Source organism: Streptomyces pallidus (ex Mingjun et al. 2026) (genome assembly GCF_051550185.1).
Classification (GTDB): domain Bacteria; phylum Actinomycetota; class Actinomycetes; order Streptomycetales; family Streptomycetaceae; genus Streptomyces.
This window is the reverse complement of sequence record NZ_CP196182.1, coordinates 587,590-614,213: the sequence shown is the minus strand read 5'-3', so window position 1 is coordinate 614,213 and position 26,624 is coordinate 587,590. Positions and strand designations below refer to the sequence as shown.

The following is a 26,624-nucleotide window of genomic DNA, read 5'->3' as shown; positions in this document are numbered from 1 at the left end:
CGATCACCACACTCGATGATCGGTATGAATACGGCTTCTTACAGAAGGACAGGTCCCCCCCCTGGCTGGGCAGTGTGATGGGGTGGGTCTGCGCAGGTTTGCAGCGCATGGACACAAGAGGGGCGAAATTGCGGGGCGTTATACATCGGCATGGGTCATGGCGGAGGGTAGCGAGTGTCATCGTTGCAGCCGTGGCGGTCAGTGCGGGCACGGTGATGCCGGCGGCAGCCGACACCGACCCGCCGGACTACCTCGCGGCCATGAAGGCTCAGGAGATGTGGCAGGTCGCAGACGGCAGCGGCATCAACGAGGTCGACGGTCCACTCCTACACCCCGCCGGTCTGCTCGGCGTAGGCCTCGAGCTTGAAGTCGGCCGCTTCGCCCTTGCCCAGGTTCAGCCCCATACGGTCGACGGATCGGCCTCTCTCGTCAGTCATCTCGAGCTTGGGCGGCTGGGAGTCCACGACGAATTCCGCGGAACGCTCCTGGATCAACGCGGTCGGCACGCCGCAGCCCTGCACGTCCGTCCGTAGGGGCGGGCTCGTGATTCTGCGGACGTGCGGCGTCAGGCCGAGGACGACGACCGACTCGGGGCGCTCGGTAGTCAGCACGAACTCGACGGACACCCAGTACGGGACCCCGCCAAGGGAGCGGAGCCATGCGCTCGTGCGGTCCGCGCAAGCGAATCGCACGTCGGGCGGCGGGTGGTTGAGTGCGTCGGCGGCGACAGGGACGCCGAAGCTGCTGCCGTACTCCACGTCCTTCATGTAGAGCTTCGGTTCGGGAAGGCGGCGTGGCCACCAATCGTCCGGCCAGGCCACGACGGCTCCGAGGACCGTCCCGAGGATGGCCACCAGCCCACCGACCAGGGCCACCGTTCGCGCCAGGCCTTCCAGCCGCTGGTGGGCTGGGCCGGAAGCACGCACCATGCCCCCACGATGCGGGGGCCGGGCGCCTGTGGCGAGCCCGTCGCGCCCGTACGGGTCGAATGCGGTCCACCCGAGCATGCCGAGCCACCGCAACCGCACGCGGGTGCGCCGGGCAGGGCCCTACCCCGCTTCGCGGCCGCCGGACGGATCTCCGGGCGGCCTTGGTCGCCTTCTCGTGGCAGCTCCGCCTTGGTCAGGGACCGGAGCGACTGGAAGTCGGAAGTGTGGGTGGCACGCCTCTTCGTGCTGGCCGTCCCGCCGGTGCCCTTCGGGCTGCGGGCCCCCTGCCCGCTCGACACGGGCGCGCAGGGTTTTCGTGAGGTCGACAGGACTTCGTAGTTCCGGTCCCGTCAAAGGTGGGGTGCTGCCCTTCTGCGCGGTGTGGCGACGGACGCGGCGCCCTGTCGAGGTGGCGTCGCAGGATTGCGGGTTCCGGTCTGGCGAAACCGGAATCACAAGTCGTATAATTTCGGACATGGAGCAGGTCGAGCCTCGGACCAGCTGGACGTTCGTCACGAACCACGCCCGGATCCTCGCCATGATCCTTCGTGATCCGGAGGTCCGGCTGCGTGACCTGGCCGCAGGGTGCGGGCTCACGGAGCGGGCGGCCGGGGCCATCGTCGGTGATCTGGAGAACGGCGGGTACCTCACCCGGGTACGCCACGGCCGCCGCAATCACTACCACGTCACGCCCGGGACCGTCTTCCGCCATCCGGCCGAGGGTCACCACGAGATCGCGAATCTCCTGCACTTGCTGGTCGACCTCGGCCCGCAGCCCAGGGCGAGGGGCCGCGCTTCCACGAACGGTGACTACCGTGAGCGCGAACCACACGGCTGACCCGCACATCGGTGCGGGGCTCGGGCCTACCGTGCCGCCGCCCCCTGCCGAGCCTCGTTCTTGAGGTATCGGGGTTTGAAGGGAGCAGGCCATGACCTCTCTTCCCGACGGACTGCCCGTCACTGCGGCGGAGCACAGCGGTACCGTGCATCCTTCCGTCGTCGGTGTGGCCTTCGCGCCCGGGCCCCAGCGGGTGCTGGCCCGCGTGCGCGGCGAGATCGACATGGACGATGGCGATGGACTGCGCGGGGAGCTCGTCGCGGCTCTGGAATCCAGCCACGACGGCCTCGACGTGGACCTGTCCGGCGTCACCTTCTGCGACACCACGGGTCTGCACATTCTGCTCGACCTGAACCGGCTGGCCCTGGAGGTCGGGAAATCGCTGGTGCTGACAGCCCTCAGCCGACCGGTCGCGCGCCTGCTGCACCTCAGCGGGGTGCAGCACGTGCTGACCGTCCGCGCCTGGCCCAGGGCTGTCCGGCAGGGAAGCGAGTCCGTGTTCCGGCAGGCTGCTGTGCCCCGTGATCGGCTCGGGCTGGGCGAGGTGCTGGCTGCAGCTGAGAGCGCCGCGCCGGTGCGCTCGCTGGATGTGGTGGCGCGCAGTGTGCGGGACCGGTTCGATGCCCGGTACGTGTCGTTCCTGTTCGTCGACGTCGTCGGCCGGCGCCTGCTGCGGGTTCACGACACGGCGGCCGAGCCGGGGCGGCAGCCTGCCGAGCAGGTCCCGCTGGCGGGCAGCAGCGTCTACGACGGCGTGCTGCGCAGCCAGGAGATGGTGGTGGCCGACGACGGCCAGGACGGGCAGCGGGTGTTGGCCCCGGTCACCAACCGCGGCGACACGATCGGCGTCCTGGAACTGTTCCTCACCCGAGCCACCCCGGAGGTACGCGCTGAGATCCAGGAGGCCGCGCACGCGCTGGCGTACATCATCGTCACCGACCGCCGCTTCACCGACCTCTACCACTGGGGCAACCGCACCGGCCCGGTCAGCCTCTCCGCGGAGATCCAGCGCCAGCTCCTGCCCTCGGCCTTCTGCTGCCAGGCCCCCGAGTTCACCCTGGCCGGCGCTCTGGTCCCGGCCTCCGACATCGCCGGCGACACCTACGACTACAGCCTCGACACCCACACCCTGCACCTGTCGATCACCGACGCCATGGGCCACGATGTCAGCGCCTCCCTGATGGCCACCCTCCTGGTCAACGCCTCCCGCGGCGCCCGCCGCGCCGGAGAAAGCCTCGCGGAGCAAGCACGCCAGACCCACCGAGCCCTCCTCGACCACGGCCACCACAGCATCGCCACCGGACAACTCCTGCGCATCGCCCTGGACGGAACCAGCACCCAACTCGTCAACGCCGGCCACCCCTGGCCCTACCTCCTGCGCGACGGCGCGGTCACCGAACTGCAACTGGCCGTGAACATGCCCTTCGGGATCCCCGCGCAAGGCGCCTACCAGGTCCAAGACCTCGACCTGCGCCCCGGCGACCGCCTCCTGCTGCACACCGACGGGATGCAGGAACGCAACGCCGCGGCAGTCGACCTGCCGGCCCTCCTGCGCAAGACGGAAGCCGAGCATCCCCGCGACGTCGTGCGCACCCTGGTCGGCGCGGTCACCGCCGTCTACGGCGGCCGCCCGCCGAAGGACGACGCCACCGTCCTGTGTCTGGACTGGCACGGGCCCCCTCCTCTGCCCCGAGCCAAGTCGCACCGGCAGACCTGCCGAAGAGCCGGGGCTGAGGCCGCGACCGTCGGCTGGGCGTTCCCGTTCCCCGGAACGGCGACGGCCCGGGATCGACCAGGAGCGGTTCTGGCCGGCCGCGGCGAAGGCGGTACGGGCATTCAGCACAACGCGGTGTTCACCCGTACTCGACAGGCGGGGTCGGTGGTGTGAAGAGTGCCTGGACGGTTTCGGTGGCCAGGTCTCGCAGCCAGGTGTGGGCGTGGTCGTCGTCGTAGCGCTGGTGCCACAGCAGGTACAGGGGGACGTCGGGCAGCGGGAGTGGCGGCGGCAGCGTGGCCAGGCCGAGTCGTTCCCGGGCCGTGCGGGTGACCGCGTCGGGGAGGGTGACGACCAGGTCGGTGTCGAGGGCGAGTTGCAGGGCGAAGGCGGTGGTGGGCCCGGCGGCGACGACGTGTCGTTCGAGGCCGCGTGAGGTCAGGGCGTCGTCGATCGGGTCGCGCAGGCTTCCGCGCCGCGAGACGGTGAGGTGTTCGGCGGCTGCGTACCGCTTGAGGCTCGGCGGGCCTTCGGTGAGCGGGTGGCCCGGGCGGACGGCGACGACCAGCCGGTCGCTGCCGACGAGGCGGTGGCGGATGTCGGGGAGCGTCGGAGCACTGGAGCTTGATTCGAGGTCGACCTCGCCCCGGCGCAGCTCGGCGTCGTCAGAACCGGGTTCGGCGGACAGGCGCAGCCGGACGCCGGGGGCCTGATGGTGGACGGCCGTGGTCAAGGCGGCGCCGCAGGCTGCGGTCAGGGCGTCGTGCCAGCGCACGGTGAACACCCGGTCCAGAGTTGCCAGGTCGAGTTCCTGCTGCGCGGAGAGAAGTTGGTGGGCCTGCTGCACGAGGGCGTGGACCTGGGCGCGCATGGCCAGCGCGCGGGTGGTGGGGACCATGCTGCGGCCGGTGCGGACCAGGATCTGGTCGCCGGTGGCCTTGCGGATGCGGCCCAGGGAGCGGCTCATCGCCGGTGCGGTGACGTGGAGGCGTGCTGCCGCGCCGGTGACACTGCCCTCTTCCAGCAGGGCGTCCAGCGCGGTGAGCAGGTTCAGATCCAGTTGCATGGGAGTAACTCTACAAGTGACAAGCATGCACTTGTTGTTAATGGCCGGGCGGCCTACCTTCGGAGTGCGGGGGCGAGGTAGCCGCCCCGCTTCGACCGATCCCAAGGAGCCCACCATGAGCACAGCCATGCCTTTCGACGCCGGTACGACGCTCCTGTCCGACGTGACCGCTGCGGTGGAGGCCGCCGGCGCCACGCTGCGCGACCGCTACACCACGCAGGCCCGGGGCGTGAGTCTGGACGAGGTCGTCGCCGAGATCCACGCCAACGACGACGCGGTGCTGGACGTGCTGCGGGAACCGCTGCTGCGGGCCCGACCGGGGTCGCTGTGGGCCGAGGACGAGCTGGCCGGCGGCGCGCTCCCGCCCGGGGAGTGGTGGGTCGTCGACCCGGCCGAGGGCAACATCAACCACGTCCACGGCATGGAGGACTGGGCCGTCACCGCCACCCTGGTCCGCGACAACCAGCCGGTACTCACCGTCGTCCACCTGCCGCTGACCGGCGACACCTACACCGCCGTCGCCGGCGGCGGTGCCCGTCTCAACGACCGGCCCCTGAAGGTGTCCGCCAAGACCGACCTGGGCGCCGCGCTCATCGGCACCGGCCAGGCCAAGCCCGGCGAGGACGAGCGCACCTTCCAGCGGATCGGGGACTCCGTCACCGCCATGCTCGTCAACGGCCTGGTCGTGCGCGTGTCCGTGCCCGCCACGATGCAGCTCATCCACGTCGCCGCTGGACGCATGGACGCCTTCTGGCAGTTCTCCGACGTCCGCTCCGGCCTGGTCGCCGGCGCCCTGCTGGTCTCCGAGGCCGGAGGCACTGTCACCGACCTGGCGGGCGAACCCTGGAACACCGGCAGCCGCGACTTCCTGGCCGCGGCCCCCGGCATCCACGGCGCCGCCCTCAAGGTCCTCTCGCCGATCGCCTGACCGGACATCCCCGCCATCTCCGCTCTTACCCACCCCGACCGCAAGGAGCATCACCGCATGACAACGATCGGCATCCTGGGCGCCGGCCGCGTCGGCACCAACCTCGCCAGGAAGCTCTCCGAGGCCGGACACCACGTCATCCTCGGCCGCCGGAGCCCGACGGAAGACACCACAGCGGCTACCGGAGGCACGGGCCCCCGCGTCTCCTTCGCCGACCAGCGCACCACCGCCCGCACCGCGGAGATCGTGATCAACGCGACGCCCGGCGACAGCGCCCTTGACCGCCTGGCCAGCCTGCGAACCGAACTCGCCGGAAAGATCCTCGTCGACGTCTCCAACGCCACCCTCGACGCCGCAGACGGCCTGCCCGGCGCCCTGTGCTATCCCGGCAGCAGCCTCGCCGAGAAGCTCCAGGCCGCCCTCCCCGACACCCATGTGGTCAAGACCCTCAACACCATGCTGTTCATGGTCATGACCGCTCCCGAAACCCTGGCCACCCCACCGACCGCCTATCTCTCGGGCAACGACGAGCACGCGAAGAAGACCGTCACCGGCCTGCTCCGCGACCTGGGCTGGCAGCCCGCATGGATCGAGGACCTCGGCGACATCACCACAGCCCGCGCCACCGAGGCCATGATCCTGGTGGTGCCCCCCGTCCTGCGCCGCCGCGGCTTCGAGCCCTTCGCCGTCTCCCTCGCCCGCTGACCCCGCCGAGACCGCGTTCGGACCGAAGCGAGCCGGCGGGCCCGTGCACGGCAGCTGGGCGCAGCCACGGACAACGCCCACCGGGCCGCAAGTGACGCCCGAAACCATCGAGCCCATCTAAGGCAGGCCCTGCGTCCTGCCCTTATGCGGGGCCAGGGAGGTGGACGTGGATGGTCTTGCCGCCCCGGGGAGTGGAGTGGATGTCCACCTCTGAGGCCAGCCGGTGGATGAGCGGCCATCCATAGCCGCCGGTGCCCTCCATCAGGGCGGTCGGCCGCGAGTGGGGTGCTTCGGGGCTGGGATCGGTGACGGAGATGTCGATACCGTCCTGCGACCAGGAGGCGTCGAGCGAGCAGGGGCCAGGGGTGTGTCGAACGGCGTTGGTGACCAGCTCGCTGGTCACCAGCAGCGCCGCGTCCCACAGGGCAGCTGGCACGAGGTGTCCGCAGACCAGAGCGTCGCCCATGAACTGGCGGAGTTCCTCACGGGCGAGGGCCGCCGCCACGTTGCCGCCCGCGAATTCACGGTGTCTGCGCTCAGGGCCGTCCATCACTCCTCCTGACAGTGCCCCTCTCTGCTCACACAACGCGCCTGCCCCTCCTCGTAGGGGGCATGCCGTCCCACAGCCCGGGTGCTCCAGGGCGTCTGGCCGGGAGCGCGCGATGCCGCCACGCTGGGGACAGCGACCGCCGCCGCGCCCGGGATGGTTCCCCCGCCTGGCTCGCCGGGCCCACCCTCACCCAGCCGAAGGTCCCGCGCCCCGTGTCGAACCAGCGCGCGCATTCAGCCGCAGCCCCGGGCGGCATGCCGGCCGCCCGACGGGGGACGGCGACATGCCGGGCCGACGTCGGCCCTCAACCGGGGCGGCCTGCATGGCTGACCAAGATGGTGACGGGTGGCCTCGGTGATCTCGTACATGACCCGGTAGCGCCCGACGTGCATGCGGCGCAGGTCCGGGGAGTCGGGCCGCCGGCCGCCAGGCGGCGGGCGCAGGTCGGCAGATGGGCCAGCTCCAAGGGGGAGAGACCGGCCACCAGGGCCGCGTAGGTCTCCTCCAGATCCGCCTGGTCCGTCTCGGAGATGCTGTTGCCGGATTCGTTCGCAGAACCAGTTCTCTCTACGAGAGCCGCAACCCTTGAAGGAGCAGTTCGATCAGCCTTCGAGGATCGTAGCGGGGGTCGCTGTCGCGTCCGATGCAGAGGTTGCCGATGCCGCGCATGAGTTCGTAAGGCTGTATGCCGGACCTGATCTCGTCGGCGGCGACGGCTGCGTCGAGCAGCTGGGCGCAGACGGGCATCAGCCGGTCCAGGAACTGGGTGTGCAGCGTGGCGAAGCGGCCGCTGTCGGACTGGAGGGCGTCGGCGAGTCCGTGCTTGGTGACCAGGAAGTCCGTGAAGAGGTCGACCCACTGGCGCAGCGCGTCGAACGGGGAGGTGGCATCGGCCAGCAGCTTCGGGCCCGCTTCGGCGCAGGCCTCGATCTGATGGTGGTAGACGGCGGTGACCAGGTCCGCCCGGGTGGGGAAGTGGCGGTAGAGCGTCCCCAGCCCGACACCCGCCCGGGCGGCGATCTGGCGGATCGGTGCGTCGATCCCCGAGGTCACGAACACCTCCGCGGCGGCGTCGAGCAGCGTCTGCTGGTTGCGTACCGCGTCTGCTCGCTTGCTGCGGGCGGACGCTCCTTTGGCCGGGCCTGCTGCGGGCACCACGCTCTCCTTCCTGCGACGGTTGACGAAGCGGATCAGCGTTCCATATTTTAAATGGAACAACGATCCGCTTTCAGGTTAACTGACTGCGGGCACTCCGCCATACCCGACGCCGCCGTACGCAGACGACGGCGGGGGCCACCGAAGGGCGTACCCCTCATGAGCGAATCTGCTTACACCACCGACACCCTCCACCCGCCCACCCCTGTCCTTTCGGTCAGCCCGGTGGTGCTGCCGGCCCCCGGCCGCGCCGTCGACCTCCAGATGCGTATCTCCGCGCCGATGACCGGGAGCGAGCTGCCCGTCATCCTCCTCTCGCACGGTCTCGGCTTCTCCCACAACCTCTCCTCGCTGAACGGCTACGCCCCGCTCGCGAACTTCTGGGCCGCGCGCGGCTTCGCCGTGATCCAGCCCACCCACCTGGACTCCAGGACGCTGAGCCTGGAACCCGACGCCCCCGGGGCCGTCGCACACTGGCGCACCCGGGCCGAGGACATGACGCGCATCCTCGACCGGCTCGACGAGATCGAGGATGCCGTCCCCCAGCTCGCCGGCCGCCTCGACCGGAGCCGGGTCGCCGTCGCCGGGCACTCCATGGGCGGGCACACCGCGAGCCTGCTGCTCGGCGCCCGGCTCACCGATCCCCACGACGGAACGACCGTGAACCTGGCCGATCCCAGGATCAAGGCGGGCGTCTTGCTCGCCGCGCCCGGCCGGGGCGGCGACGCCCTCACCGAGTTCACCGTCGAGAACTACTCCTTCTTCCTGACCACCGACTTCTCCACGATGACGACGCCCGCGCTCGTGGTCGCCGGAGACAAGGACGACTCCGCCTTCCTCACGGTCAACGGCCCGGACTGGCACACCGACCCCTACGTCCTCTCCCCGGGCCCCAAGTCCCTGCTCACCCTGTTCGACGCGGGGCACGGGCTCGGAGGGGTCTCCGGATACGACGTCGCCGAAACCACGGATGAGAACCCCGAGCGGGTCGCCGCCCTCGCCACGCTCGCCTGGGCCTACCTGCGCAGCCAGCTCTACCCCGGGGACTCCGCATGGCAGGCAGCCCGCGACGCGGTGACGACCGGCCCCAACCCGTTCGGACGGGTCGAATCCAAATAGGTCCGCGCAGGCCAGCTCCACGGGATGCCCCATTCGCTGGTCCCCCGTGAGTTCTCGGGCAGGCTGTCGCCCCAGCTTCGCCTTGAGGCCGCTTGGCCGTAGCCGTCCAGGCGGGCGAATCGTCGCCGCGGAGCCTGCTGAAGGCGACGTCCGGGTGCGGGTCGTAGGCCTCGGGCTCAAGGCCGAGTTCGTGGGTGGGGCACTGGCCGAAGCGGCGGATGTGCTCGGTCGGGTACGACGAGAGGTGGGCCAGGTCCTCGCGGTCGATGACCTGGCCCACCTCCTCGAGCTGGCGCACGAGCTCGGCACGTCGAACGCCTCGACGTGTCCGTGGCGGCGGGCACCCGCCGCCGCAGTGGGCATCCGAGAGGGACAGTCCTGGCCCACGGCCAGAACAACCGGCCCAGCACCGGCGACTGACCGAAGGCAGCAATGCACGGTCGGAGAGAGCGGTGTAGTCGTGGCGCTGGAAGTCGTGCCCGTCGCCGTGCCAGTCCAGGAAGAGCACCAGGTCGCGACGGCCCGGCGCCAGCTCGACCATGTGGTCGTAGACGCGGAAATCCGTGTCGGCATCACCGCCTGCCCACGCATCTGCCCGGGCATCGGCGCGTGGCAGCCGCGCGATGGCCGAGAACAGGGGGGGCACTACGCAGGTGCCTCCCCGCGCGGCCCGGAGCGGCGCCCTGTACGACTTCGGTGTGGTGCAGGCCTTCGTGGAAGTCTGCCCGAGGCCCTGCCCGGCGCTTCCGTCACCGCGCTCCGGGAAGAGGCGCGCGCCCCGTGGGACACGGCGAGTACGGCGGCGTCGATGCCGCGGAGCCGCAGCCGCGGCTGCTCACCTGGCCCGAGTGCCGAGGCGGTGATCTCGGTCAACTGCTCGGGTGACGTCGGCCCACGGTGTCCTCCCGGTCTTGGGCGGGGTGTCGGTCACCGGTCATCCGCCTCAGGGTCGGCGGAAGTGCGTTGGTAGTGGCAGGTGTAGGGATAGGGGTCCCCGCCGTCGGCGTGGACAGTCCCGTCCATCCACAGCTTTCCGTGCTCAAGGTAGAACGCCAGAAATTGGTGGTCGTTGTGATTCTTGAAACTGAGCACGAGATAAGGCCTCAGGCCCGGGTCGTTGTTGACCCCGTGCCATTTCCCGTCGCTTGAACGACGTGTCACCTGCGAGTCCGGCCCGGGACCGTCCCACTGGACCGGGAAGTCCTTGCTGGAGAAGGTGTAGTCGTCGCGTAGCCGGATGATCGGCGATCCGCATTCCCCCTCCCCGTCCCACCGGCCGACCAGTTCGGCATGAGTGACGGCCTTCGGAGTGGGGGCAGGTTCGGCTGTCCCGCAAGCGGACGGGGCGAATGCCGTCACGGTGGCAGTCGCGAGGCATGCGCCGATGCGAAATATGTCGAATTGCACGATGTCTGCTTCCAGCCGTTGGATGACGCCCAGTATGCCGGTCCGTGATCCGAAGAGACGGTCTAGTGCTGTGGCCGGAAAGGTTTGCCGGCTCGCGGCGTCCGGTGCGGTGCATCGCAAGGCGGAGGGCCGCGGCTCGTACTGGACGTACTTGCGCGGTCCGACAACGCGGCGAGGTGCCGTGCCGGGCGTCGCGAGGCGGTGAACCTTTCCGGTCACAGCACTAGGTGCCTCGTCCAGGGACGATCCCTACTGCGCGGGTCTTTGCCTGGCCGCGGTATCCCCGGGCCACCCAGGAGTACCGTCCGGTCGTGAACGCCCGCTGGGACATGTTCCCCCCAGAACCGGCGTGCCTATGTGGGGGACGACCGCTCCGAGTTGCTGGCCGGAGTCGACACCGGCGTCCTCCCGCCCTCCCCCGCACTCGGCCCCATCCGCGAAGAGGGCCGCCTGCCCGCCTCGCCGCCCGACGCCCTGGCCACCACCCGCAGCGACCCCGACGTGCTGTTCGTCGACGACGGTGACGTCCTCACCTCCTCCGGCGTCGCCGCCGGGCTCGATCTCTGCCTGCGCCTCGTCCGCCGCGACCACGCCAGCGGGATCGCAACGACGTCGCCCGGTTGTGCGTGGCGCCACCCTGGCGCGACGGCGGGCAGGCCCCGTACGTCCAGCGCCCCTTGCCATCTTCACGCGCCGCTTCCGCGACGAGACCGGCGCCATCCCCCGGCCGATGGCTGATCCGCCAGCGTGTCGACCTGGCACGCCACTACCCGGAGACCCCCGACTGGCCGGTCGACCTCGTCGCGCAACGCGCCGGGTTCGGCACCGGCGTCTCCACACGCAACCGCAGCAGGGCGCGGCCCCCGAGCGGCGAAGGCCGCGTCCCGCACCGATCACACGGCCTCCGTCGCCAGCGGCGCCCGGGCGTTCACGAGCGCCCGCCCCACCGGAACACCCGTACGATGCCCGCGTGGCACAGATCATCGACTACGGACAGTTCGCGGAGCGCCTCCGGCAGCAACAGGGTCGCCCCCGATGGGAGCTGCTCGACGCAGTACAGCGCGAGTGGGGGTACGAGGACCCGGGAGGCGAGCCGGTCGCTTCCCGGTGGGGCGGGGAGAACTCCGGCTACGGCATCGACGAGAGCCTGCCCATCCCCGCGGCGCTCGCCGAATGGTGGGACTCCCCCGTCAACTCCTTCTCGTTCCGGCCACGGCTGTACTGGACGCACACCCAGTGGCCGCCGAGCATCTGGGTCGACGAGTACGGCGAGCGGGACTCCGCCGAGGACCCCTACGAAGACGCCTACGACGAAGACGCCGAGGACGACACGATCTTGGACCCGGCGCGGGCCGACGGGCTGCCCAAGGACAGCCCGTTGCTGCCGCCGGACGCCCCCGACCGGCGGATATGCGTCTTCATGTCCGAGTACCAGTACTGCAACCAGTGGGGCTACCTCGCCGCCGAAGCCGCCCACCCCGATCCCCGGGTGCTGGTCAGCACGGGCGGCGGCTGGCAGCTGCAGAGCCGGTCGCTGTCGGAGTTCTTCCTCCAACTGGCCCTGGAACGGCTGCCCGGCACCTACGGCTGGACCCTCAAGGTGCGCCGCGCCGACGTCGAGGCCGCACCGGCGGTCGTGGAACGGTTGACGGCCTCCTACCGGGAGCTGGGACTGCTGCCGTGGCAGGAGCTGGGCTGCGACGCGCTGATGTACGGCGGGCCGGACGCGCTCATCGCCCACGGCCGCGGACCGGGCGCCGGCTTCGCGCTGGTGATCCACGGCCGGACCCGCGAGGCGCTGCTCCAGGTCGTCGAGACGCTGGGGATCGCCTGGACCGAGGAGGACGTCAACCCGCCCAGCGAGGTCCCCGAACCCCTGGAGGTGCTCGGGCCGTTCGCGCTCGCAGACGGCGACACCGACGACCGCGGGCGCTGGCGGGTGGAATCCACCGGCATCTCCCCGGCCGCCGCCACCGCCCCCGCCGCGCTCCACGCCCTGCCTGACCGCACCGCCACCACCACTGCCACCGCCCTCGACGAGGACGGCACCCTGGCCGCCGCGGGCGACGCCGAAGGCCGCGTCCACGTGTGGGAGTCCACCGCCGAGGTGGTCGCAGACGGGCCCTCCGCAGCCGTCAGCAAGCCGCTGCACCGTGCCCCGGTGACCGCCCTCGCCTGCGTCCGGCCCGACGACGCCCACCGGGCCGTGGTCAGCGGCGACGCCCACGGTGTGCTGCGCTACTGGCGCACGGACCGCGACCCGCGGCCGCTCCCGTTCGACCGACGGCGCACCGCGGTCACCGCGCTCACGGCCTCATGCCTGGCCACCGGCCCCGCCGTGGCCTGTGCCTGGGCGGACGGGCTGGTCCGCATCTGGGACCTGGGCTCCGGCGCCGTGGCCCGGCTCCCGCTCGGCACCGGTATCACGGACATGGTCCTGGAGAGCGACGGCACGCTCTACGTCACCGGACAGTCCGGCCGCCCGGTGGCGCTGCGCCTCGATACGGCAAGGCTCTGGCCGCACCGCGAACTCCAGCTGCGTCTGGACGACGTGGACTGGGGTTCGTACTGGTCCGCACGCGGTCCTGCCCACGCGGTGCCCGGCCTGATCGGCAAGGTGGCGTCCGACCACAAGAAGACCGCCATGGACGCGGTCCACGACCTCTACCGGCTGTTGGTCTCCAAGAGCTCGGGGCTGACCGCGGCGGCACCCGCGGTGCCGTTCCTGGCGGAGCTGATGACCGACCCCGACAACCGGGCCCGTCCCACCCTGCTGCTGCTCATCGCGGACATCGCCGACTGTGACAGCGCGGAGAACCGGGCCGCGGTGCGGGCCGTGCTGCCCGCCCTGCGCCATCTGCACGACGATCCGCTGCCGTCGATCAAGTGGGCGGCCGCGGAGCTGGAGAAGCACTGTGCACTGCGGCCGGGAGAGGAGTAGGCGAGCCGGCTCCAGCCGGCTGGGCGGGCCCGGTGTCCCCATCGGGCCTGCCCGTCCGAGAAAGAGTTCTGAATGGCCCACGAGGTGATCACGGTCTGCCTCCCGCCCACGGACGTGGAAGCGATCCACGACGAGGTCGCGCGAGCGATGGCCCCGTTCGACATGAACGGGGACCACGACCCCTGGCAGGGGCAGTGGGACGCGTGGGGCCTCGGCCGCGGTAAGCCGTTCGCGGTCCGGCCCGGGGCGGAGACCGACCCCCGCCTGATCCGGGTCGAGGACAACGCACCCGCTCACTCCCGCCGCCAGCCGCTTCCTCCGTCGCTCTGCGACGGAGGGCCGCGGCGGCTGCTCGACCTCGACACACGTCGCGGCCTGGCGGCGGCGAAGGCACGGGACGAGTGGAGGACATGGCACGAGTTCGCCCGGGCCTTCCCTCCAGCACGCACGATGGAGGAACTCCGTCGGGAATTCAACGCCGCACACGGGCCGGGCCCGGACGCCCGTTTCCGTGGACGGTTCGAGGAACAGGAAGTCATCCGGGCCGTCGAGGGCCAGCCTCACGTCCTCGCCCTCGCTGCTGGAATGTGGGATCCGGTCGCGCAGTTCGCGGATCCGGAGGATGCCCATGTCCGCCGGGCGCGCTCCCTGGTGAACACGACGGACCACCTCCTCACCCTGGACGGGCAGTGGCTCGAGGCCGGCGCGGACGTCTTCACCGAACGGCCGGAAACCTACGGGGACTCGTACGTCGAGTTCGCCGACGAGTACCTGCTCGGTCTTCCCGACGACTGCTACCTGATCAGGGTGCGTTTCCACGGGTGACCTGGCGGGCGGCCTGCGCGGGTCCGGACCGCCCGTGGCCTGTCAGTGCAGTCCGCTGTAGGCGGCCATGATGATCTCCATCCCGCGGTTGTCCTCCTGCTGGTCCCGGTCGATCATCTGGTTCATGACATAGGCCACCGTCATACGCGAGTCGGGATCGCTCGCCACCAGCGAGCCGCCCCAGCCGCCCCAGCCGAAGGTGTTGCCGAACTTGCCGAAACCCGCCGTCCAGCACATCGGTGCCCCCAGCACCCGGTCCTCGCCGCGGAACACCTCCTGCCGCGCGGGCTCGCAACCCCGGGGGGACAGCAGCCGCACCCCGCCGGCCGAACCCCGGTTCGCCAGTACCGACTGAGCCAGCGCGACGGAGCGGGCGTTACCGAAGCCATTGACCGCAGGGATCTGCGCACGGCGCCACGCCACGGAGTTGGCGTCCTTGACCCGGATCGCCACACAAGCGTTGTCCCGGCGGGTGCCATCCGGTCCGGGCGGTGCGCTGGCAGCGTACTCGTCGGTCAGTGACGGCGGGGGGATGAGCGGTGCGACGCGGTGGTCATGTTCGGTGGAGAGCCCGATGTGGAAGTCCGCGCCCAGCGGCCCGGCCACCTCTTCGGCGAAGAACTCGCCGAGACTGCGGCCGGTTATGCGGCGGACGATCTCACCCACGAGGAACCCGAAGGTGAGGGCGTGATAGCCGGCGGCGGTTCCCGGCTCCCATTCGGGCGCTTGCGCGGCCAGTGCCGCCGTCACGCTCTCCCAGTCGTACAGCTCCTCGACCGCCCTCGGCCCGGACAGGTCCGGCAGCCCTGCGGTGTGGGACAGCACGTGCCGCACCAGCACGTTCTGCTTGCCGGCCGCGGCGAACTCGGGCCAGTAGGCGGCGACCGGCGCAGACAGGTCGAGCTCGCCCCGGTCGGCCAGGATCAGCGCGCACAGGGCGGTCATGTTCTTACTGGTCGAGTTCACGCCGACGATGGTGTCGCGCTCCCAGCTGACGGAACGGTCTGCATCGGCGTACCCGCCCCACATGTCGACCACTGGCTCGCCGCCGATGTAGACGGCCGCTGAGGCGCCCACGTCGTCCTGGCGGAGCAAAGCTGCGAGGGCCGCCCGGACTGCTTCGAACCGCGGATCGCAGAACCCCTTAACATCGTTCATGGCGTAAGCCTCAGGTCACGCCTGGGCTTCCTGCCCGACAATTCCCGCACTGGTTTCGTCGGGTGGGGCGCGATCAGGTCTTCTCTACTCCAGCAAGGCGGCCTGATGCCGCGCGGTCGGGCCGCCGGAGCCGGACCTCTCGGTCGACCGCTCGCGTCGCCGCCCCGGGGGCCGGTCGATGGCCCGGTCGGCGCCCGGGACCGCAGCGCCGATGACCGCCGCCAAGGCGCCGCGCGCGGCGAGCGGCTCCGGCTTCGGGTTCGGGTGTCGGCCGCTGTGGCTCCTGCGGCTGGGTGCGGCTGCGTGCGGCTGTTCGGCAGGGCGAGCGTTCCTGCCGGGGACGCAAGAAGGAAGGACGGACACGCGTGCTGGAGCGGCTGAATCAGGCGCTGGACCACCTGGAGGCCTGCCTCGACGGGGAGCTCGACATGGCCGAGGTGGCCCGGATCGCCGCGGTGTCGGAGTACCACTTCCGGCGGTTGTTCTCCGCGCTCGCCGGGATACCGCTCCCGGTCTACGTGCGTCGGCGACGCATGACGCTCGCCGGGGCCGAGGTGCTGGCCCGGGACCTGACGCTGCTCGATATCGCGGTCCGGTACGGGTACGGCTCGGGCGAGGCGTTCGCCCGGGCGTTCCGATCGGTGCACGGTATCGGGCCGGGCGAGGCCCGGCGCACGGGTGCGGTGCTCACCGCGCAGCCGCGCATGTCCTTCCGTGTCGTCGTCGAAGGGAGCACGACCATGCGCTACCGGATCGTGGAGAAGGAGTCGTTTCGCGTCGTCGGCAGGAAGGCCCGGCTCCCGCTCGTACACGAGGGGGTCAACGCGGCCGCCGCGGCGCACCTGGAGAGCCTCGACGAGCAGGACATCGTACGGATGAAGGAGCTGGCCGGCCAGGAGCCGGACGGGATCCTGTCGGCGGTGGTGTATCTGACCGACAGCCGGGAAGAGGGCGCCGAGGCGGACTACTGGATCGGCGTGGTGACCGGTCCCGGGGTGGCGGCCGAGGGCCTCGACGCCCTCGACGTGCGGGCCGGGACGTGGGCGGTCTTCGACGACCACGGGCCCTTTCCGAGCGGCCTCCAGGGGCTGTGGCGAGACGTGTTCACACAGTGGTTCCCCTCGAACCCGTACACGAGCCGGGCAGGTCCGGAGCTCCTGCGGACGCGGCCGGTGGAGATCGGTGCAGAGACCGACTCCCAGCTGTGGATCCCGGTCGAGCGGGTCGGCGGGAGCGCCGGGGCGTGAGCGCGGACCCCTGGACGGTGCCCTCCGCGCGGAATCCGCCGACCGTCTACCGACGAAGACCTGACGCAGCTCACAGCACCGCTGCCCGCCTCCTCGTGGTCCCGCTACGACAGGTGGTGGGCGAAGAAGGTCCCCACCCGGCGTCGTACCTCCGTGAGGGTCACCACCGGGTCGCCGGTGCCGACGAGCGCGGCCCGCGTCGTCGCCGTCACAAGGCCGGCGGTCCGGAGCGGCGCGACGAGCGAGCCGTAGTCGGTGAACGCCCAGTGGTTGGCATCGGTGAGCAGCGCGCGTCGGCCGGGCAGGTCGGCCCAGGAGGACTCGATGCGGGCGGCGCCCTCGAATCCGTCGGTGCGGAACAGCAGCAGCGGCCGGTCGAGGCCGACCGGCGGCGGGTACAGGTCGAGATAGCCTTCCAGGTTCGCCACCGCACCGACCCGGCGGTCGTGGCGGGCCGCGTACACCGCCGCCGTGCCGCCTGCGGAGTGCCCGTACAACCCGATCCGGCAGGAATCCATGACCGGTGCGAGCGGCAGGTCGCCGAGCCTGTCCAGGACCAGGCGGAGGTCCGCGATCCGGGTCTCCACCATCGTGCGGAAGGTCGCCGGGTCCGGCGGTCCGATCAGGACGGTCGTCCGCATCCCGGTGGGCAGCTCCACCTGAGAAGCGTCACCGGGGTGGTCGACGAGGATGACCGCTCGGCCGTGGCTCGCCAGGTCCTCGGCGAGGGTCGTGCCGAGCGTGCGGGAGTCACCGCCGCCCGGTGAGTACACCAGCACCGGCCGCCGCCCGGGCAGCGGCGGCGCGCCCGCGTACCCGTGGGTGAGGACCGCGCCCCAGTCCACCGCCCCCGGCCCCGGCAGCCCCGGGTGGCGACCCGGCGCGTACTGGGCGAACACCCCGGCCTCGGCCGGGGTGAGCTGGGGCGCGCGGGAGAAGCCGCGTACCGACCGGGCCGGGTACAGGACGGTCAGCATCACCTCCCGCACGCCGCCCACCCACGGGTCGGTACGGGCCGGATCCGTCAGATGGACCGTCTGCATGCCTACCGGGTACGGGCCGGTGGGCGCGGGCAGCCGGAGGACCGAGCCGCCACCGGAGGCGGACGCGGCCGTGGGCAGCAGGGCGGCGGCGCTCCCGAACAGGGTGCCTTTCAGAAGAGTGCGTCGAGACGTCATGCGAACATCCTCGGGGCGGGGGCCGTCACGATGCGAAGGTTCAGGCCCAGGCCGAAAGGCTGGCCCAGGACGAGGAGCTGTGAGCGTGCTGCGAATCCACTTCACCGCCGAGGACTTCGCCCGGATCCGCTTCGCACCCCGCCCGGCCCCGCTCCAGGAACTGCACGCCGCCCTGACGACGGCCGTGACCCGACGCGGTGGGCCCCTGCTCGCGCCGTGGCGCGGCCGCGTCCTGCGCTCCCTCCCGGCCGCAGCCGACCCGCTCGCCGACCTGGTTCCGGCGGGCCGCCCGCCCTCCTTCCTCGACGTCCTCGGCGACACCATGGCCGACGGCTTCGAACAGATCCGCGCCACCAGCCCCGGTCTCGTCCGCTCCGAGCTGGAGCGGGTCTACGGGGCGGTGCCCGCGCCCGGCTGGATCCGCGGGCTGCACGCGGGCGACGAGACGGCCTGGCGCACCCTGCACCGCGCCCAGCAGGCCGCGTACGGGAGGGTCCTCGCCCCGGTCTGGTCCGTCGTACAGGACCTGCACCGCGAGGAGTTCGCACGCTACGCCCTGACCGTCGCCGAGCACGGCGTGGCCGCCACGCTGACCGGGCTGGCCCCGGGTAGCCGACTCCACGAGGGTGTGTGGGAGTGGCCCGGCGCAGCGCCCGACCACGACGTCCGCCTCGACGGGCGCGGCCTGGTCCTGCTGCCCACCTTCCACCACCCGGCGGGCCCACTCCTTCAGGACACCCCGGGCCGTCCCGCAGTCCTGACGTACCCAGCCGGTCCCGGGCTCCCGCCCACTGCGGGGCGCCCGGCCGTCCCCGCCGAGACCCTGGCCGCCGTCCTGGGCCGCACCCGGCTCGAAGCCCTGCGCCTCCTCGCCGAGCCTCACACCACGACGTCCCTGGCCCGCGCCCTCCACGTCAGCAACGCGACGGCGTCGTCCCACGCGGCGGCGCTCAGATCGGCAGGCATGGTGAGGACGACCCGCACGGGCCGCTCGGTCACCCACCAGCGCACGGCCCTCGGCACGCTGATTGCGGGCAGCTGACCCACGGGACGGAGGCTCCCTGTTCCCCGTGCTCGAAGGCGGTGTCGTGCGACGGGGGCCATGTGTGGACCTCACCTACGCGGGCCGCGCAGCAGGCCCGCGGCGGGCCGGGTTCGCGGCCGGGTTAGCCGCCTTTTCGCCCGGACGGAGCCGCCGGGACGCCGTCCGCGCTGCCGTCGCCGTCCGGAGCCCGGCTGTCGCTCTCGGGGTGGGCGGCCTTGGGGAGGCTGCGGTGCTCGACCACCAGCATCGCGACGACCAGGACCACCAGGGCGATCAGCTGGGCCAGTCCGGAGTGCCGCAGTCCGACCGGTACGGTCGCGACCGCGAGCAGCGCCGTCACGGCCCGGAAGCGCAGCGGGGCCAGCTTGAGGGCGGCGCGGAAGGCCGTCTCGCCCGCGAGGAAGAGGGCGACGCCTCCCGCGAGGGCGACGGTGGGGGCTGTGGCCAGGGGCTCGCCGAGGTGTCCGAGGACCTTCTTGATGCCGGCGGCCAGGGCGGCGATGCCGAGCAGCATGGGCAGGAAGCAGTAGTAGAAGGCGTTCATCGCCAGCCGGAACCGGTCGGGGGGTGCGGTCCGGCGGAAGACCGCCTCGGCGGCGTGCTCGTCGCGTACGAAGTACGTCCACCAGAGCGCGGCCGCGAGGGCGAGCGCGAGGAAGGTGCCCCCGAAGATGCCGGGGGTCAGGGGGAGGTCGCCGATGCCGATGCCGATGGCGATGGCGATGACGGACTCGCCGAAGGCGACGATGAGCAGCAGGCCGTGGCGTTCGACGAAGTGCGCCGCGTCTATGCCGCCGAGCTGGACGCGCAGGTCGTCGGGGGTGCGGCCGTCGCGGCGGCCGGGTCGGTACTGGGAGATGTAGGGGGTGACGAACTGGAGCACGAGAGCCAGCACCCACAGGCCTTCGGCGGCGATCCCCTCGGCCGGTCCGGCGGCGGTGATGGACAGGGCCGCGGCGGAGTTGGGTATGGCGTACCAGATGACGTCGCGGCCGTGGCTGCGCGTGTACAGGGCGCTGTGTACCAGGACCACGAGCAGGTAGCCGAGTCCGAAGACCGTGCCGGCGGCCGCGTCCCCGAAAGCCCGCGGGACGGCGAGGGCGCACACCAGGAAGCCGCCCATGCCGAGCAGGAGGAGCAGGCGGCGCGCGGGCCGGTCGGGTGGGACCTGGTTGGTGAGGTAGGCGTAGGCGCCGTACATCCAGAACAGCACGACGAAGATCAGGGCGACCCGGCCGGCGGTCGCGAAGGTCAGGTCGTGTGCGAGGAGCACAGTCAACTGGGTGAGGGTGAAGACGAATACGAGGTCGAAGAAGAGCTCGAGGGTGGTGACCCGGCGGTCCGCCTCTTCCTCGGCTCCGGTGAACTGCTGCAGCGGCATGACGGCCACCCCAGCAGCGCCGCCGGGGCCCTGTCCACTTCCCGTCGCCAGAAGCGCGGGGGCTTTGTTGTGAAGTCGCCCCCGTAGTCCGGCAAGTCGGTCCACCATCCGGGCATCGGGGGAGGCGGATCGTTCGCCTCGGGGACCGTCTCGGCGGCGTACGAGCCCGCGCGCCAGGGGCTCGGCCGCGGTTGTCGCCGGCCGGCGCGCCGGGCCGTACCGTTCGCGCCGTCCGCGTCGTGTGATCGTGCCACGGCCGGGCAGGAGAAAGGGCATTGGTCGTACCGAGAGAGGGGAGCAGCACCGTGATCGGGCATCCGGACGACGCTGCCGTCGAGGCGGCACACGAGCCGCACGATCCCGCCCCGGGCGAGCGGGCGGTCCGCGACCGGGTTCGGGCCGAGGCCACCGGCATGCGTCACCACCAGGCCGAGGACGCGTTGCGCGCGGCCCGCGAGGAGGGCGCGGCCCCGGCCGTTCTGGCCGAGTGGGAGCGCATCGAGGAACACCTCACGACACACGGCGGCCCGTACGCCCCGGAGGCCGACCCGTACGTCCAGGGTCAACTGGCCGCACGCTCCACGCACGACACCCTCCGGGCATGAGACGGAGCGGGGGACCGCAGCTGGGCGCGGCGGCACCGGCCGCCTGGTATGCCGGTGCCGGCCGGGGGCGGCCAGCCCGTTGGTCACCTGCTGCGGCTGTCGCGCGTGAGAGCGCCGATCAGGGCGGAGACCGCGGTGGTCACCACCAGACTTCCGGCCAGGACCATGCCCACGCCGATGACGAAGAGGCCGCTGCCGTCGTCCGACCAGTCACAGCCCGCGGCGGTGGTCAGGCCGGCCGTGGTGGCGAGCACGCCGGCCGCGACGTGGCGCCGGGACGCCGCCCAGCACACCGGTACCAGCAGCGTCAGCACGAGCCCGATCACCTGCCAGGCCGCGTACGGGCCGCTGACCGAGCCGTCGGCGTGCACGTCCCGGTGCTGGTCCCAGCCCAGCCAGGCGGCCCATGCCGCAGCCGACAGGACGAACAGCAGGACGAACGGAACGGGTTTCAGGTGTGTGAGGCGCATGGGGGAAGACTCCGCCACTGCCCCGCCCGGAGGTAGAGCGCGCCTACTCAACCACACCGTGAGTAGTCCGACGGCCCTCGTTCGGCAGTTCGAGGTGCTCGCCAAGACGGAGCCCTTTCGCCGGGGTGACGTGCCGAACTGGACGTGGAAGACGGAAAGGGATGACGTGTTCAAGCACTACCGCCAGTACGGCGACCACTGAGAGACGCGCCGTCCTGTCTCATGTGCCCGACAGAGGCACTTCCTTCTGACCTGCACGGGCACGTGTGCACCCCTCGATGCCCCAGGGGCGGAGTGCCTCCGCGCGACCGTCCGGCCCGCCCTGGCTGACGAGGCGCGGCCGTCGTCCACGCGGGATCGGCCGGCCAAGTCCTGGCTAGTCGTCAACGGCCCCCGGAGCCAGCGCCGGGGCCGGGAACGCGAAGCGGGCCTCGGCGCCCGACCACCAGACGCCGACGGCAAAGACGGCGGTGGCCTCCAGCAGGGCAGCACGATCGAGCCCGCCGCAGGGCAGAGGCGAGCAGTTCATGGAAGTGATGACCTCCGCCACCCGCGTGGCGGCGCCCGGCTCGTCGGTGCAGAACGGCACCGCCAGCGGAGCCCCTTCGAAGGTCGGCCTATCCAGGGTCCAGATGCTCTCGTGGCACACCCCGAACGCCTTCACCACATGGGCGCCGGGGGCGGCGTCCGCGATGAGCCGGGCGACGGAGGTGGCGCCGGCCGTGGTGAGGACCGGGCCGTCCGTGCCCGGTGACATGGGAACGGTGCAGTCGATCACCGTCCGCCCGGCGAGCACGGGGGCCAGTTCCATGGCCAACTGCGGTGCGACGTCCGCCGGCAAGGCCGTCAATACCACTTCCCCGTGGGCCGCGGCCTCGGCGAGGCCGCCGTGCTCGGAGGCGCCGGTGAGCCGGGCGGTGCGGGAGGCCGCCTCGGTGTCCCGACCGCCCACTCGAACGTGATGGCCGGCGCGTACCCAGGCCGCGCCGAGGGCCGTGGCCATCGCCCCCGTACCGAGAATGCCGATGCGCATGTGCTTGCTCCTGTCGTCAGTGTCGCTGGATGTGCGAGGTGTGACGGAAAGGACGCTAGGCGCGCCGATGCACACCACATGGTCTGCATCGGGCGGGGCAGGATGATCGGATGAGCGACGCGGCGGTAGAGGCAGACGAACAAGGCCTGGGCGAGGACCTGGGCGGCGGCCAGTACGCTGCGGACTGCCAGGCGAGGGTGGCATTCGAAGTACTGTCGAACCGCTGGGACAGCGTGATCGTGTACATACTCGGCGAGAGTGGACCCATGAGGCCCCGCGCGCTGATCACTCGCATCGGCGGGATCAGCCCCAAGGTCCTCAACGAAGCCCTGCGCCGCCTTGAGTACAACGGCCTGGTCGTACGCCAGGCGTATGCCGAGGCCCCACCACGCGTCGACTACGCCCTCACCGAGGCGGGCCTCGCGCTGCTGGGACCGATCCGTGCGATGGGCGCGTGGGCGGGACGCTACACCGAAGCCGTCCTGGCGTCCCAGGCCCGCTTCGCGCCCCGGGAAGATCGCCTGCACCGGAGCTAGCCGGCAGGACCGGGCCCGTCGGGCCGGAACCCCGGCCCCACAGCAATCACACCCTCACCAAAACAACGAAGGCCGGGCGACGCCCGGCCGCAACTTCCCTGTCTCTCTGCGGATGATCCGCAGCACCGGTTGTCGCAGTGGGAGACGGACAGAAGCCGATCCCTGGTCAGAGTTCGTAGGGGTGGAGACTGATTTTCTCGCGCTCGATGAAGAGCTCGACCCACGTATCGGTGACATCTTGGGGTATCGGTCCAGCGAGATCCAGCAGGATCACAGTGGCGTCCAAGTCCAGAACGGCGGCCCCATCCGCTGTGAGGTTCAGCCGTCCACGCAGGACGACACAGTGCCCGTCAGCCCGGACTCCCGGGCCGGAGTCGACAGCCGGTTTCGCGTTCCGCCCCCTGGCGATGCCCTCGTCGACCGTCCACTCGACGTGGTACTTGCCCGGCTCCGCGGCCTGGTCACCGCACCAGCGGACCGTGGTCCCTCCGAACGGGGTCCGTATCCGGGCCAGCCAGGGGCTCCAGGAAAACTTTGCGATCTTCACCAGCTCGACCAGCATCGTTCGATCATGCGATATCCGTCTTGCTGCCGGAACCCGTGAACTCTCGGCACCGACTGGCACGGGCTGCCGGAACGTGTGCGCTGTACCGAACGGCCAGTTGGAGGTGCTGGTGACGCCGTTCTCCCCTTACGCCCGGTGAGGACCCGGGAGAGCAGCTCGGCGCCGGCGCGGTCGAGCTGCATGTGGCCGAGCTTGTCGCTGCAGAGCAGATCGTCAGGGCCGTAGCGGGCGACCGTCGTGTTCAGCTGCTGCTCGTGGGCTGCCTCCACTGCCCGCGCTCTCGCGCGCGGGCAGTGGAGGCAGCACGACGGGTTACGACGCCCCGCGCCTGCGACAAGAGTCAGCCGACGCCCTGCAACCAAAGCTCGTAGCCGTTCGCGTACCTGAGACGCGCCCAGACGGGGTCCGAGTAGACACCGACCGGCCCTGCGGAGGCCCCTACCCCTGTGCCTCCGCGTTTCCAGGGGCTGAACGCCCATGACCCTGCGCTCGTCACGGTGATGTTGAAATCGACATTGACAGGGGTGTAGCCGTTCGCCCAGGCGGACTTGTAGCCCCCCGTGTAGTGCAGTGCGACCCAGTCACCCGTGTACCACTTGGACCCCGTATAGGCCATCATGCAGAGGTCATCGCCGCCCTGCCATACCGAAAGCGGGCACTCGATCACGTTGTAGCCGGTGGCTCCCCGAACGGAGGCGGTGGCTGTTGTGGCTCCGCCCAGGAGGGAAGCCACGACCAGAACGACCGCCGCGACAGTGGTTCCAAGTCTTGTCCGCACGCGTACCATCCCCTCTCATGGGTCCTACGGGTCCGCGGCCCCATCGTGACCACCGTTGGGGAAGACGGGCCCAACCGTGCTGTGGCATGTCCGGTTCCGGGATTGGACACGTCCGAAACCGCACGGTCGTCGGGCTGATATGCCGAAACGACCTCACGCTGAGGCTGATGCTCGACTGGCTGGAGCATCGCCGTAAGCACTCCCCAACAACCAGACCGCCGCGACGGGCACTGGCCGCGCGCGTCGGGGTGGCGGGTCGGGGCGTAGTCGATGACCTCCGCCCGGCCGTCGTCGCTGATGGGAACGCTGGTGGGCTGGACGCCGGCGTGGGCTCGTCCGGCGGCGTGCTCCCGGGAGGGGCTCCTGACCAGGTGCGGGCGATGCCGAGGAGCCAGGGACGGACTGACGGGCGGTCTTACCAGGGCCACGACCATGAATCGACCGAGGCCTTTCAGCCGCATTTCAGCCGCTGTGCTCAGAGGTCCGAGTCCCACCACCGGTGCCGGGGATGCACGGGTGCCACCGCGGTGCGATGGTGGTCGTGAGGGAACCGGGGGAAAGCCCGTCGTCGGGGTGATGCGGCGCCCAGGTGACAGGGCCCTGATGACCGCGAGGTTGCCATGAGACTCGGACGCTTGATGGCGACGGCAGTTCTGATTGCCCCCGTCCCCCTTCTGGGGATGATGGAGCCGGCCGAAGCGTTCACGACCCACGTCGTCGTTGTCGGGGGGTCGCTGCGCGTTGACTACGATCCCGGGTTCTCCAACCGGCAGTCACAGGCATACACGCGCGCGTTCCACAAAGTGTTCAGAATCAGGCACCACGCCGACCCGGAGCCCTACGTCGTGTCGGCATGCGCAGGTGACCAGACACTGGCCGAGCTGACCATTGCTCCGAAAATGAACGACGAAGAGGTCGACGTCACCATGCGGATGCAGCTGTTTCGGTCGGGCTCCTGCGACCGCACCAACCGCATAGCGGGTGTGTCCGTCGGGCCCGCAGCCATCTCCAAGGACGAAACGCATCGTTTCACCATTCCGGTGGGCGGCAGGAACTCGTTCGACCGCGCCGTGGCACGGTTCTCCGTGACGCATGTCGTCACGCCACCGCTGGCCCCTTCGGACGTGACGGCCACCAGGCAATCGGCGGATCGCATGACGGGCTTGCGCCATATCCTCGTCGAATGGCAGGACTCCTCTGCCGACGAAACGGGATACGAGATCCGCAACACCAGCAACCAGAACAGGCGGCGCGTGGGGCCCAACCACACGAGCTATCAATGGGCCGACCTCAACCCCGGGGAGCCGCAGTGCTTCCAGGTCCGGGCGCTCGGCACTCAGGCTTCCTCGGCGTGGGCGCCCGCGGGCGCCGCGTGCACCCGGTAGGGCATGCCGGTTCGGGCCTGCACTGGCCCCCGCGCCGCAGCAGGCGCTGATCACCTCGGGCGCGGTTGTTCGTACGGCCGGGTGCCGGGCGTTCCTCTGCGCGAGCAAGATCAACGAACGGGCCGCCGAAGGGCGCAGCACGAGGCAACCGCTGCACGGCAGGTCATCGGTGCCTACACTGCCGGCGTGGTGGACGCCGACCCGCCCGGCTCAACCGTCTGATCCCGCAGCTCGTGTCACGGGCCTCACCACTCGTCCTCGTCACGCAGGTCATGGGGCGGGATGGTCCATCGCATCACCACCGTTCCCGCCCCGTCGGCCTCGAGCGTGACCGGATAGACCTGATCAGCCCGTCCCGCTCGCCGCGGTGCCTGATTGAGTGGTCACCCTGGTCCCGTTCAAGGCCGAGCACCTGACAACCGCCGACGTCGATCGCACCCACCTGGAGCGGATGGTGCCACCCCGCCCGCTGGAACCGGTGGAAATCGTGGTGCTGGTCGACCGTGACCACGCGGCCCCTGCCGATGACGCCCTTTCAGGGAAGTAGCAGGCTGGTGACGGCCGGGGGCGCACAGACCAGGCGGCGTTGGCGTCCGCGGACCGGGTCCTGCCTGGCTCGCCGAGTTGCCGACCGAGTGGGCGTGGGTGCCCGGCGAGCTCTTCGGGGCCTGGCGGACCGCGCGGGCGTTCCTGCCGCTGCCACGCCGCTCAGCCACCCCCCTGTTCGGCAACGCCAACAGCATCCCGGGGCACCGGCGACTGGGACCACACCGGCCTCACCAACATCGGTGTCTACATGCCGGGCAACCGCACCTTCTACTTCCGGCACGACGCCGGCAGCGTCACCAGCACCACCTACGGCAGCGCCGGCGACACCCCGGTCGTCGGCGACTGGGACGGCAACGGCTACGCCACCCAGGGCGTCGTCCACTCCTGAGCCACCTGAGCCCGACGGTCTCCGCCCTGGCCCTGGTGCGTTTGATGACGACCGCCAGGGGGCCGCCGGCCCGGCGTGGGGAGACGAGAGCGGCAGAGCCGGAGCGATGGGCCGATTCCGGACGGAACG

General features: G+C 71.1%; 27 protein-coding genes and 2 pseudogenes. 17 read left to right on the top strand and 12 right to left on the bottom strand.

What is annotated here, in order from left to right:
* Positions 1 to 326: 326 nt before the first annotated feature.
* Complete coding sequence (locus ACSHWO_RS37535; protein WP_438319739.1) at positions 327 to 929, bottom strand: hypothetical protein; 603 nt, start codon at positions 927 to 929, stop codon at positions 327 to 329.
* A 475-nt stretch (positions 930 to 1,404) separates the two neighbouring features.
* On the opposite strand from ACSHWO_RS37535, the gene ACSHWO_RS37530 reads away from it, so the two are divergent.
* From ACSHWO_RS37530 to ACSHWO_RS37520, 3 genes and pseudogenes are all read left to right on the top strand, one after another.
* Positions 1,405 to 1,767 carry a helix-turn-helix transcriptional regulator gene (locus tag ACSHWO_RS37530; RefSeq protein WP_438319738.1) on the top strand — a complete coding sequence of 121 codons (363 nt, stop codon included), beginning with the start codon at positions 1,405 to 1,407 and terminating at the stop codon, positions 1,765 to 1,767.
* A 91-nt stretch (positions 1,768 to 1,858) separates the two neighbouring features.
* A pseudogene (locus tag ACSHWO_RS37525) lies at positions 1,859 to 2,212 on the top strand (STAS domain-containing protein); the annotation flags it as partial.
* A 69-nt stretch (positions 2,213 to 2,281) separates the two neighbouring features.
* A pseudogene (locus tag ACSHWO_RS37520) lies at positions 2,282 to 3,445 on the top strand (PP2C family protein-serine/threonine phosphatase); the annotation flags it as partial.
* Between the two features lie 175 nt (positions 3,446 to 3,620).
* Here the strand turns inward: ACSHWO_RS37520 and ACSHWO_RS37515 are convergent.
* A complete protein-coding gene (locus ACSHWO_RS37515) occupies positions 3,621 to 4,547 on the bottom strand; it encodes a LysR substrate-binding domain-containing protein (protein WP_438319737.1) in 927 nt (308 codons plus the stop codon).
* Between the two features lie 115 nt (positions 4,548 to 4,662).
* Here ACSHWO_RS37515 and ACSHWO_RS37510 point away from each other — a divergent pair, with 115 nt between their 5' ends.
* On the top strand, positions 4,663 to 5,475 hold the full coding sequence (locus ACSHWO_RS37510) for an inositol monophosphatase family protein (protein WP_438319736.1): 813 nt from the start codon (positions 4,663 to 4,665) through the stop codon (positions 5,473 to 5,475).
* Between the two features lie 57 nt (positions 5,476 to 5,532).
* Positions 5,533 to 6,180 (top strand): NADPH-dependent F420 reductase, encoded by a 648-nt coding sequence (locus ACSHWO_RS37505; RefSeq protein ID WP_438319735.1) that lies wholly within the window; start codon positions 5,533 to 5,535, stop codon positions 6,178 to 6,180.
* A gap of 142 nt (positions 6,181 to 6,322) precedes the next feature.
* On the opposite strand, the gene ACSHWO_RS37500 is transcribed toward ACSHWO_RS37505, so the two are convergent.
* Positions 6,323 to 6,730 (bottom strand): ATP-binding protein, encoded by a 408-nt coding sequence (locus tag ACSHWO_RS37500; RefSeq protein WP_385843667.1) that lies wholly within the window; start codon positions 6,728 to 6,730, stop codon positions 6,323 to 6,325.
* A 567-nt stretch (positions 6,731 to 7,297) separates the two neighbouring features.
* Entirely contained in the window at positions 7,298 to 7,885 is a 588-nt protein-coding gene (locus tag ACSHWO_RS37495; RefSeq protein ID WP_438319734.1) for a TetR/AcrR family transcriptional regulator, read from the bottom strand.
* 159 nt (positions 7,886 to 8,044) lie between these two features.
* Here ACSHWO_RS37495 and ACSHWO_RS37490 point away from each other — a divergent pair, with 159 nt between their 5' ends.
* Positions 8,045 to 9,004 (top strand): alpha/beta hydrolase family protein, encoded by a 960-nt coding sequence (locus tag ACSHWO_RS37490; RefSeq protein ID WP_438319733.1) that lies wholly within the window; start codon positions 8,045 to 8,047, stop codon positions 9,002 to 9,004.
* A 927-nt stretch (positions 9,005 to 9,931) separates the two neighbouring features.
* Here ACSHWO_RS37490 and ACSHWO_RS37485 read toward each other — a convergent pair.
* Entirely contained in the window at positions 9,932 to 10,630 is a 699-nt protein-coding gene (locus ACSHWO_RS37485) for a hypothetical protein (RefSeq protein ID WP_438319732.1), read from the bottom strand.
* Between the two features lie 138 nt (positions 10,631 to 10,768).
* Between ACSHWO_RS37485 and ACSHWO_RS37480 the strand changes: the two genes are divergently transcribed.
* The 3 genes from ACSHWO_RS37480 to ACSHWO_RS37470 all read left to right on the top strand — a co-directional run bounded on the left by ACSHWO_RS37480 (position 10,769) and on the right by ACSHWO_RS37470 (position 14,177).
* The gene (locus tag ACSHWO_RS37480) at positions 10,769 to 11,149 is read left to right on the top strand and encodes a hypothetical protein (protein WP_438319731.1); all 381 of its coding nucleotides are present in this window, start codon (positions 10,769 to 10,771) and stop codon (positions 11,147 to 11,149) included.
* Between the two features lie 232 nt (positions 11,150 to 11,381).
* Entirely contained in the window at positions 11,382 to 13,352 is a 1,971-nt protein-coding gene (locus ACSHWO_RS37475; protein ID WP_438319730.1) for a WD40 repeat domain-containing protein, read from the top strand.
* 72 nt (positions 13,353 to 13,424) lie between these two features.
* The gene (locus ACSHWO_RS37470) at positions 13,425 to 14,177 is read left to right on the top strand and encodes a hypothetical protein (RefSeq protein WP_438319729.1); all 753 of its coding nucleotides are present in this window, start codon (positions 13,425 to 13,427) and stop codon (positions 14,175 to 14,177) included.
* Positions 14,178 to 14,219: 42 nt separating this feature from the next.
* Here the strand turns inward: ACSHWO_RS37470 and ACSHWO_RS37465 are convergent, their stop codons facing one another.
* Positions 14,220 to 15,335 (bottom strand): serine hydrolase domain-containing protein, encoded by a 1,116-nt coding sequence (locus ACSHWO_RS37465; RefSeq protein WP_438319728.1) that lies wholly within the window; start codon positions 15,333 to 15,335, stop codon positions 14,220 to 14,222.
* A gap of 365 nt (positions 15,336 to 15,700) precedes the next feature.
* Here ACSHWO_RS37465 and ACSHWO_RS37460 point away from each other — a divergent pair, with 365 nt between their 5' ends.
* Entirely contained in the window at positions 15,701 to 16,582 is an 882-nt protein-coding gene (locus ACSHWO_RS37460) for an AraC family transcriptional regulator (RefSeq protein WP_361096445.1), read from the top strand.
* A gap of 104 nt (positions 16,583 to 16,686) precedes the next feature.
* On the opposite strand, the gene ACSHWO_RS37455 is transcribed toward ACSHWO_RS37460, so the two are convergent.
* The gene (locus ACSHWO_RS37455) at positions 16,687 to 17,760 is read right to left on the bottom strand and encodes an alpha/beta hydrolase family protein (protein ID WP_438319727.1); all 1,074 of its coding nucleotides are present in this window, start codon (positions 17,758 to 17,760) and stop codon (positions 16,687 to 16,689) included.
* A gap of 85 nt (positions 17,761 to 17,845) precedes the next feature.
* Here ACSHWO_RS37455 and ACSHWO_RS37450 point away from each other — a divergent pair, with 85 nt between their 5' ends.
* Positions 17,846 to 18,802 (top strand): ArsR/SmtB family transcription factor, encoded by a 957-nt coding sequence (locus tag ACSHWO_RS37450; RefSeq protein ID WP_438319839.1) that lies wholly within the window; start codon positions 17,846 to 17,848, stop codon positions 18,800 to 18,802.
* Between the two features lie 124 nt (positions 18,803 to 18,926).
* On the opposite strand, the gene ACSHWO_RS37445 is transcribed toward ACSHWO_RS37450, so the two are convergent.
* Positions 18,927 to 20,186, bottom strand: coding sequence for a low temperature requirement protein A (locus ACSHWO_RS37445; protein ID WP_438319726.1), 1,260 nt, complete (start codon positions 20,184 to 20,186; stop codon positions 18,927 to 18,929).
* Positions 20,187 to 20,491: 305 nt separating this feature from the next.
* Here ACSHWO_RS37445 and ACSHWO_RS37440 point away from each other — a divergent pair, with 305 nt between their 5' ends.
* Positions 20,492 to 20,791, top strand: a complete 300-nt coding sequence (locus ACSHWO_RS37440) for a hypothetical protein (RefSeq protein WP_404240497.1) — start codon at positions 20,492 to 20,494, stop codon at positions 20,789 to 20,791.
* 83 nt (positions 20,792 to 20,874) lie between these two features.
* On the opposite strand, the gene ACSHWO_RS37435 is transcribed toward ACSHWO_RS37440, so the two are convergent.
* Positions 20,875 to 21,261, bottom strand: a complete 387-nt coding sequence (locus ACSHWO_RS37435; protein ID WP_438319725.1) for a hypothetical protein — start codon at positions 21,259 to 21,261, stop codon at positions 20,875 to 20,877.
* A gap of 58 nt (positions 21,262 to 21,319) precedes the next feature.
* Between ACSHWO_RS37435 and ACSHWO_RS37430 the strand changes: the two genes are divergently transcribed.
* The gene (locus ACSHWO_RS37430) at positions 21,320 to 21,463 is read left to right on the top strand and encodes a hypothetical protein (protein ID WP_438319724.1); all 144 of its coding nucleotides are present in this window, start codon (positions 21,320 to 21,322) and stop codon (positions 21,461 to 21,463) included.
* Positions 21,464 to 21,637: 174 nt separating this feature from the next.
* Here ACSHWO_RS37430 and ACSHWO_RS37425 read toward each other — a convergent pair whose 3' ends face one another.
* Entirely contained in the window at positions 21,638 to 22,498 is an 861-nt protein-coding gene (locus ACSHWO_RS37425; RefSeq protein WP_438319723.1) for an NADPH-dependent F420 reductase, read from the bottom strand.
* On the opposite strand from ACSHWO_RS37425, the gene ACSHWO_RS37420 reads away from it, so the two are divergent.
* Positions 22,405 to 22,830, top strand: a complete 426-nt coding sequence (locus ACSHWO_RS37420) for a winged helix-turn-helix transcriptional regulator (RefSeq protein WP_438319722.1) — start codon at positions 22,405 to 22,407, stop codon at positions 22,828 to 22,830. The two genes, ACSHWO_RS37425 and ACSHWO_RS37420, sit on opposite strands and share 94 nt — an antisense overlap.
* A gap of 166 nt (positions 22,831 to 22,996) precedes the next feature.
* On the opposite strand, the gene ACSHWO_RS37415 is transcribed toward ACSHWO_RS37420, so the two are convergent.
* Positions 22,997 to 23,392 carry a hypothetical protein gene (locus ACSHWO_RS37415; protein WP_438319721.1) on the bottom strand — a complete coding sequence of 132 codons (396 nt, stop codon included), beginning with the start codon at positions 23,390 to 23,392 and terminating at the stop codon, positions 22,997 to 22,999.
* Between the two features lie 343 nt (positions 23,393 to 23,735).
* Entirely contained in the window at positions 23,736 to 24,173 is a 438-nt protein-coding gene (locus ACSHWO_RS37410) for a hypothetical protein (protein WP_438319720.1), read from the bottom strand.
* A gap of 635 nt (positions 24,174 to 24,808) precedes the next feature.
* Between ACSHWO_RS37410 and ACSHWO_RS37405 the strand changes: the two genes are divergently transcribed.
* The 3 genes from ACSHWO_RS37405 to ACSHWO_RS37395 all read left to right on the top strand — a co-directional run bounded on the left by ACSHWO_RS37405 (position 24,809) and on the right by ACSHWO_RS37395 (position 26,495).
* Entirely contained in the window at positions 24,809 to 25,558 is a 750-nt protein-coding gene (locus tag ACSHWO_RS37405) for a hypothetical protein (RefSeq protein ID WP_438319719.1), read from the top strand.
* A 379-nt stretch (positions 25,559 to 25,937) separates the two neighbouring features.
* Positions 25,938 to 26,105 carry a hypothetical protein gene (locus ACSHWO_RS37400; RefSeq protein WP_438319718.1) on the top strand — a complete coding sequence of 56 codons (168 nt, stop codon included), beginning with the start codon at positions 25,938 to 25,940 and terminating at the stop codon, positions 26,103 to 26,105.
* Between the two features lie 249 nt (positions 26,106 to 26,354).
* Positions 26,355 to 26,495, top strand: a complete 141-nt coding sequence (locus ACSHWO_RS37395; protein ID WP_385848689.1) for a hypothetical protein — start codon at positions 26,355 to 26,357, stop codon at positions 26,493 to 26,495.
* Positions 26,496 to 26,624: the final 129 nt, after the last annotated feature.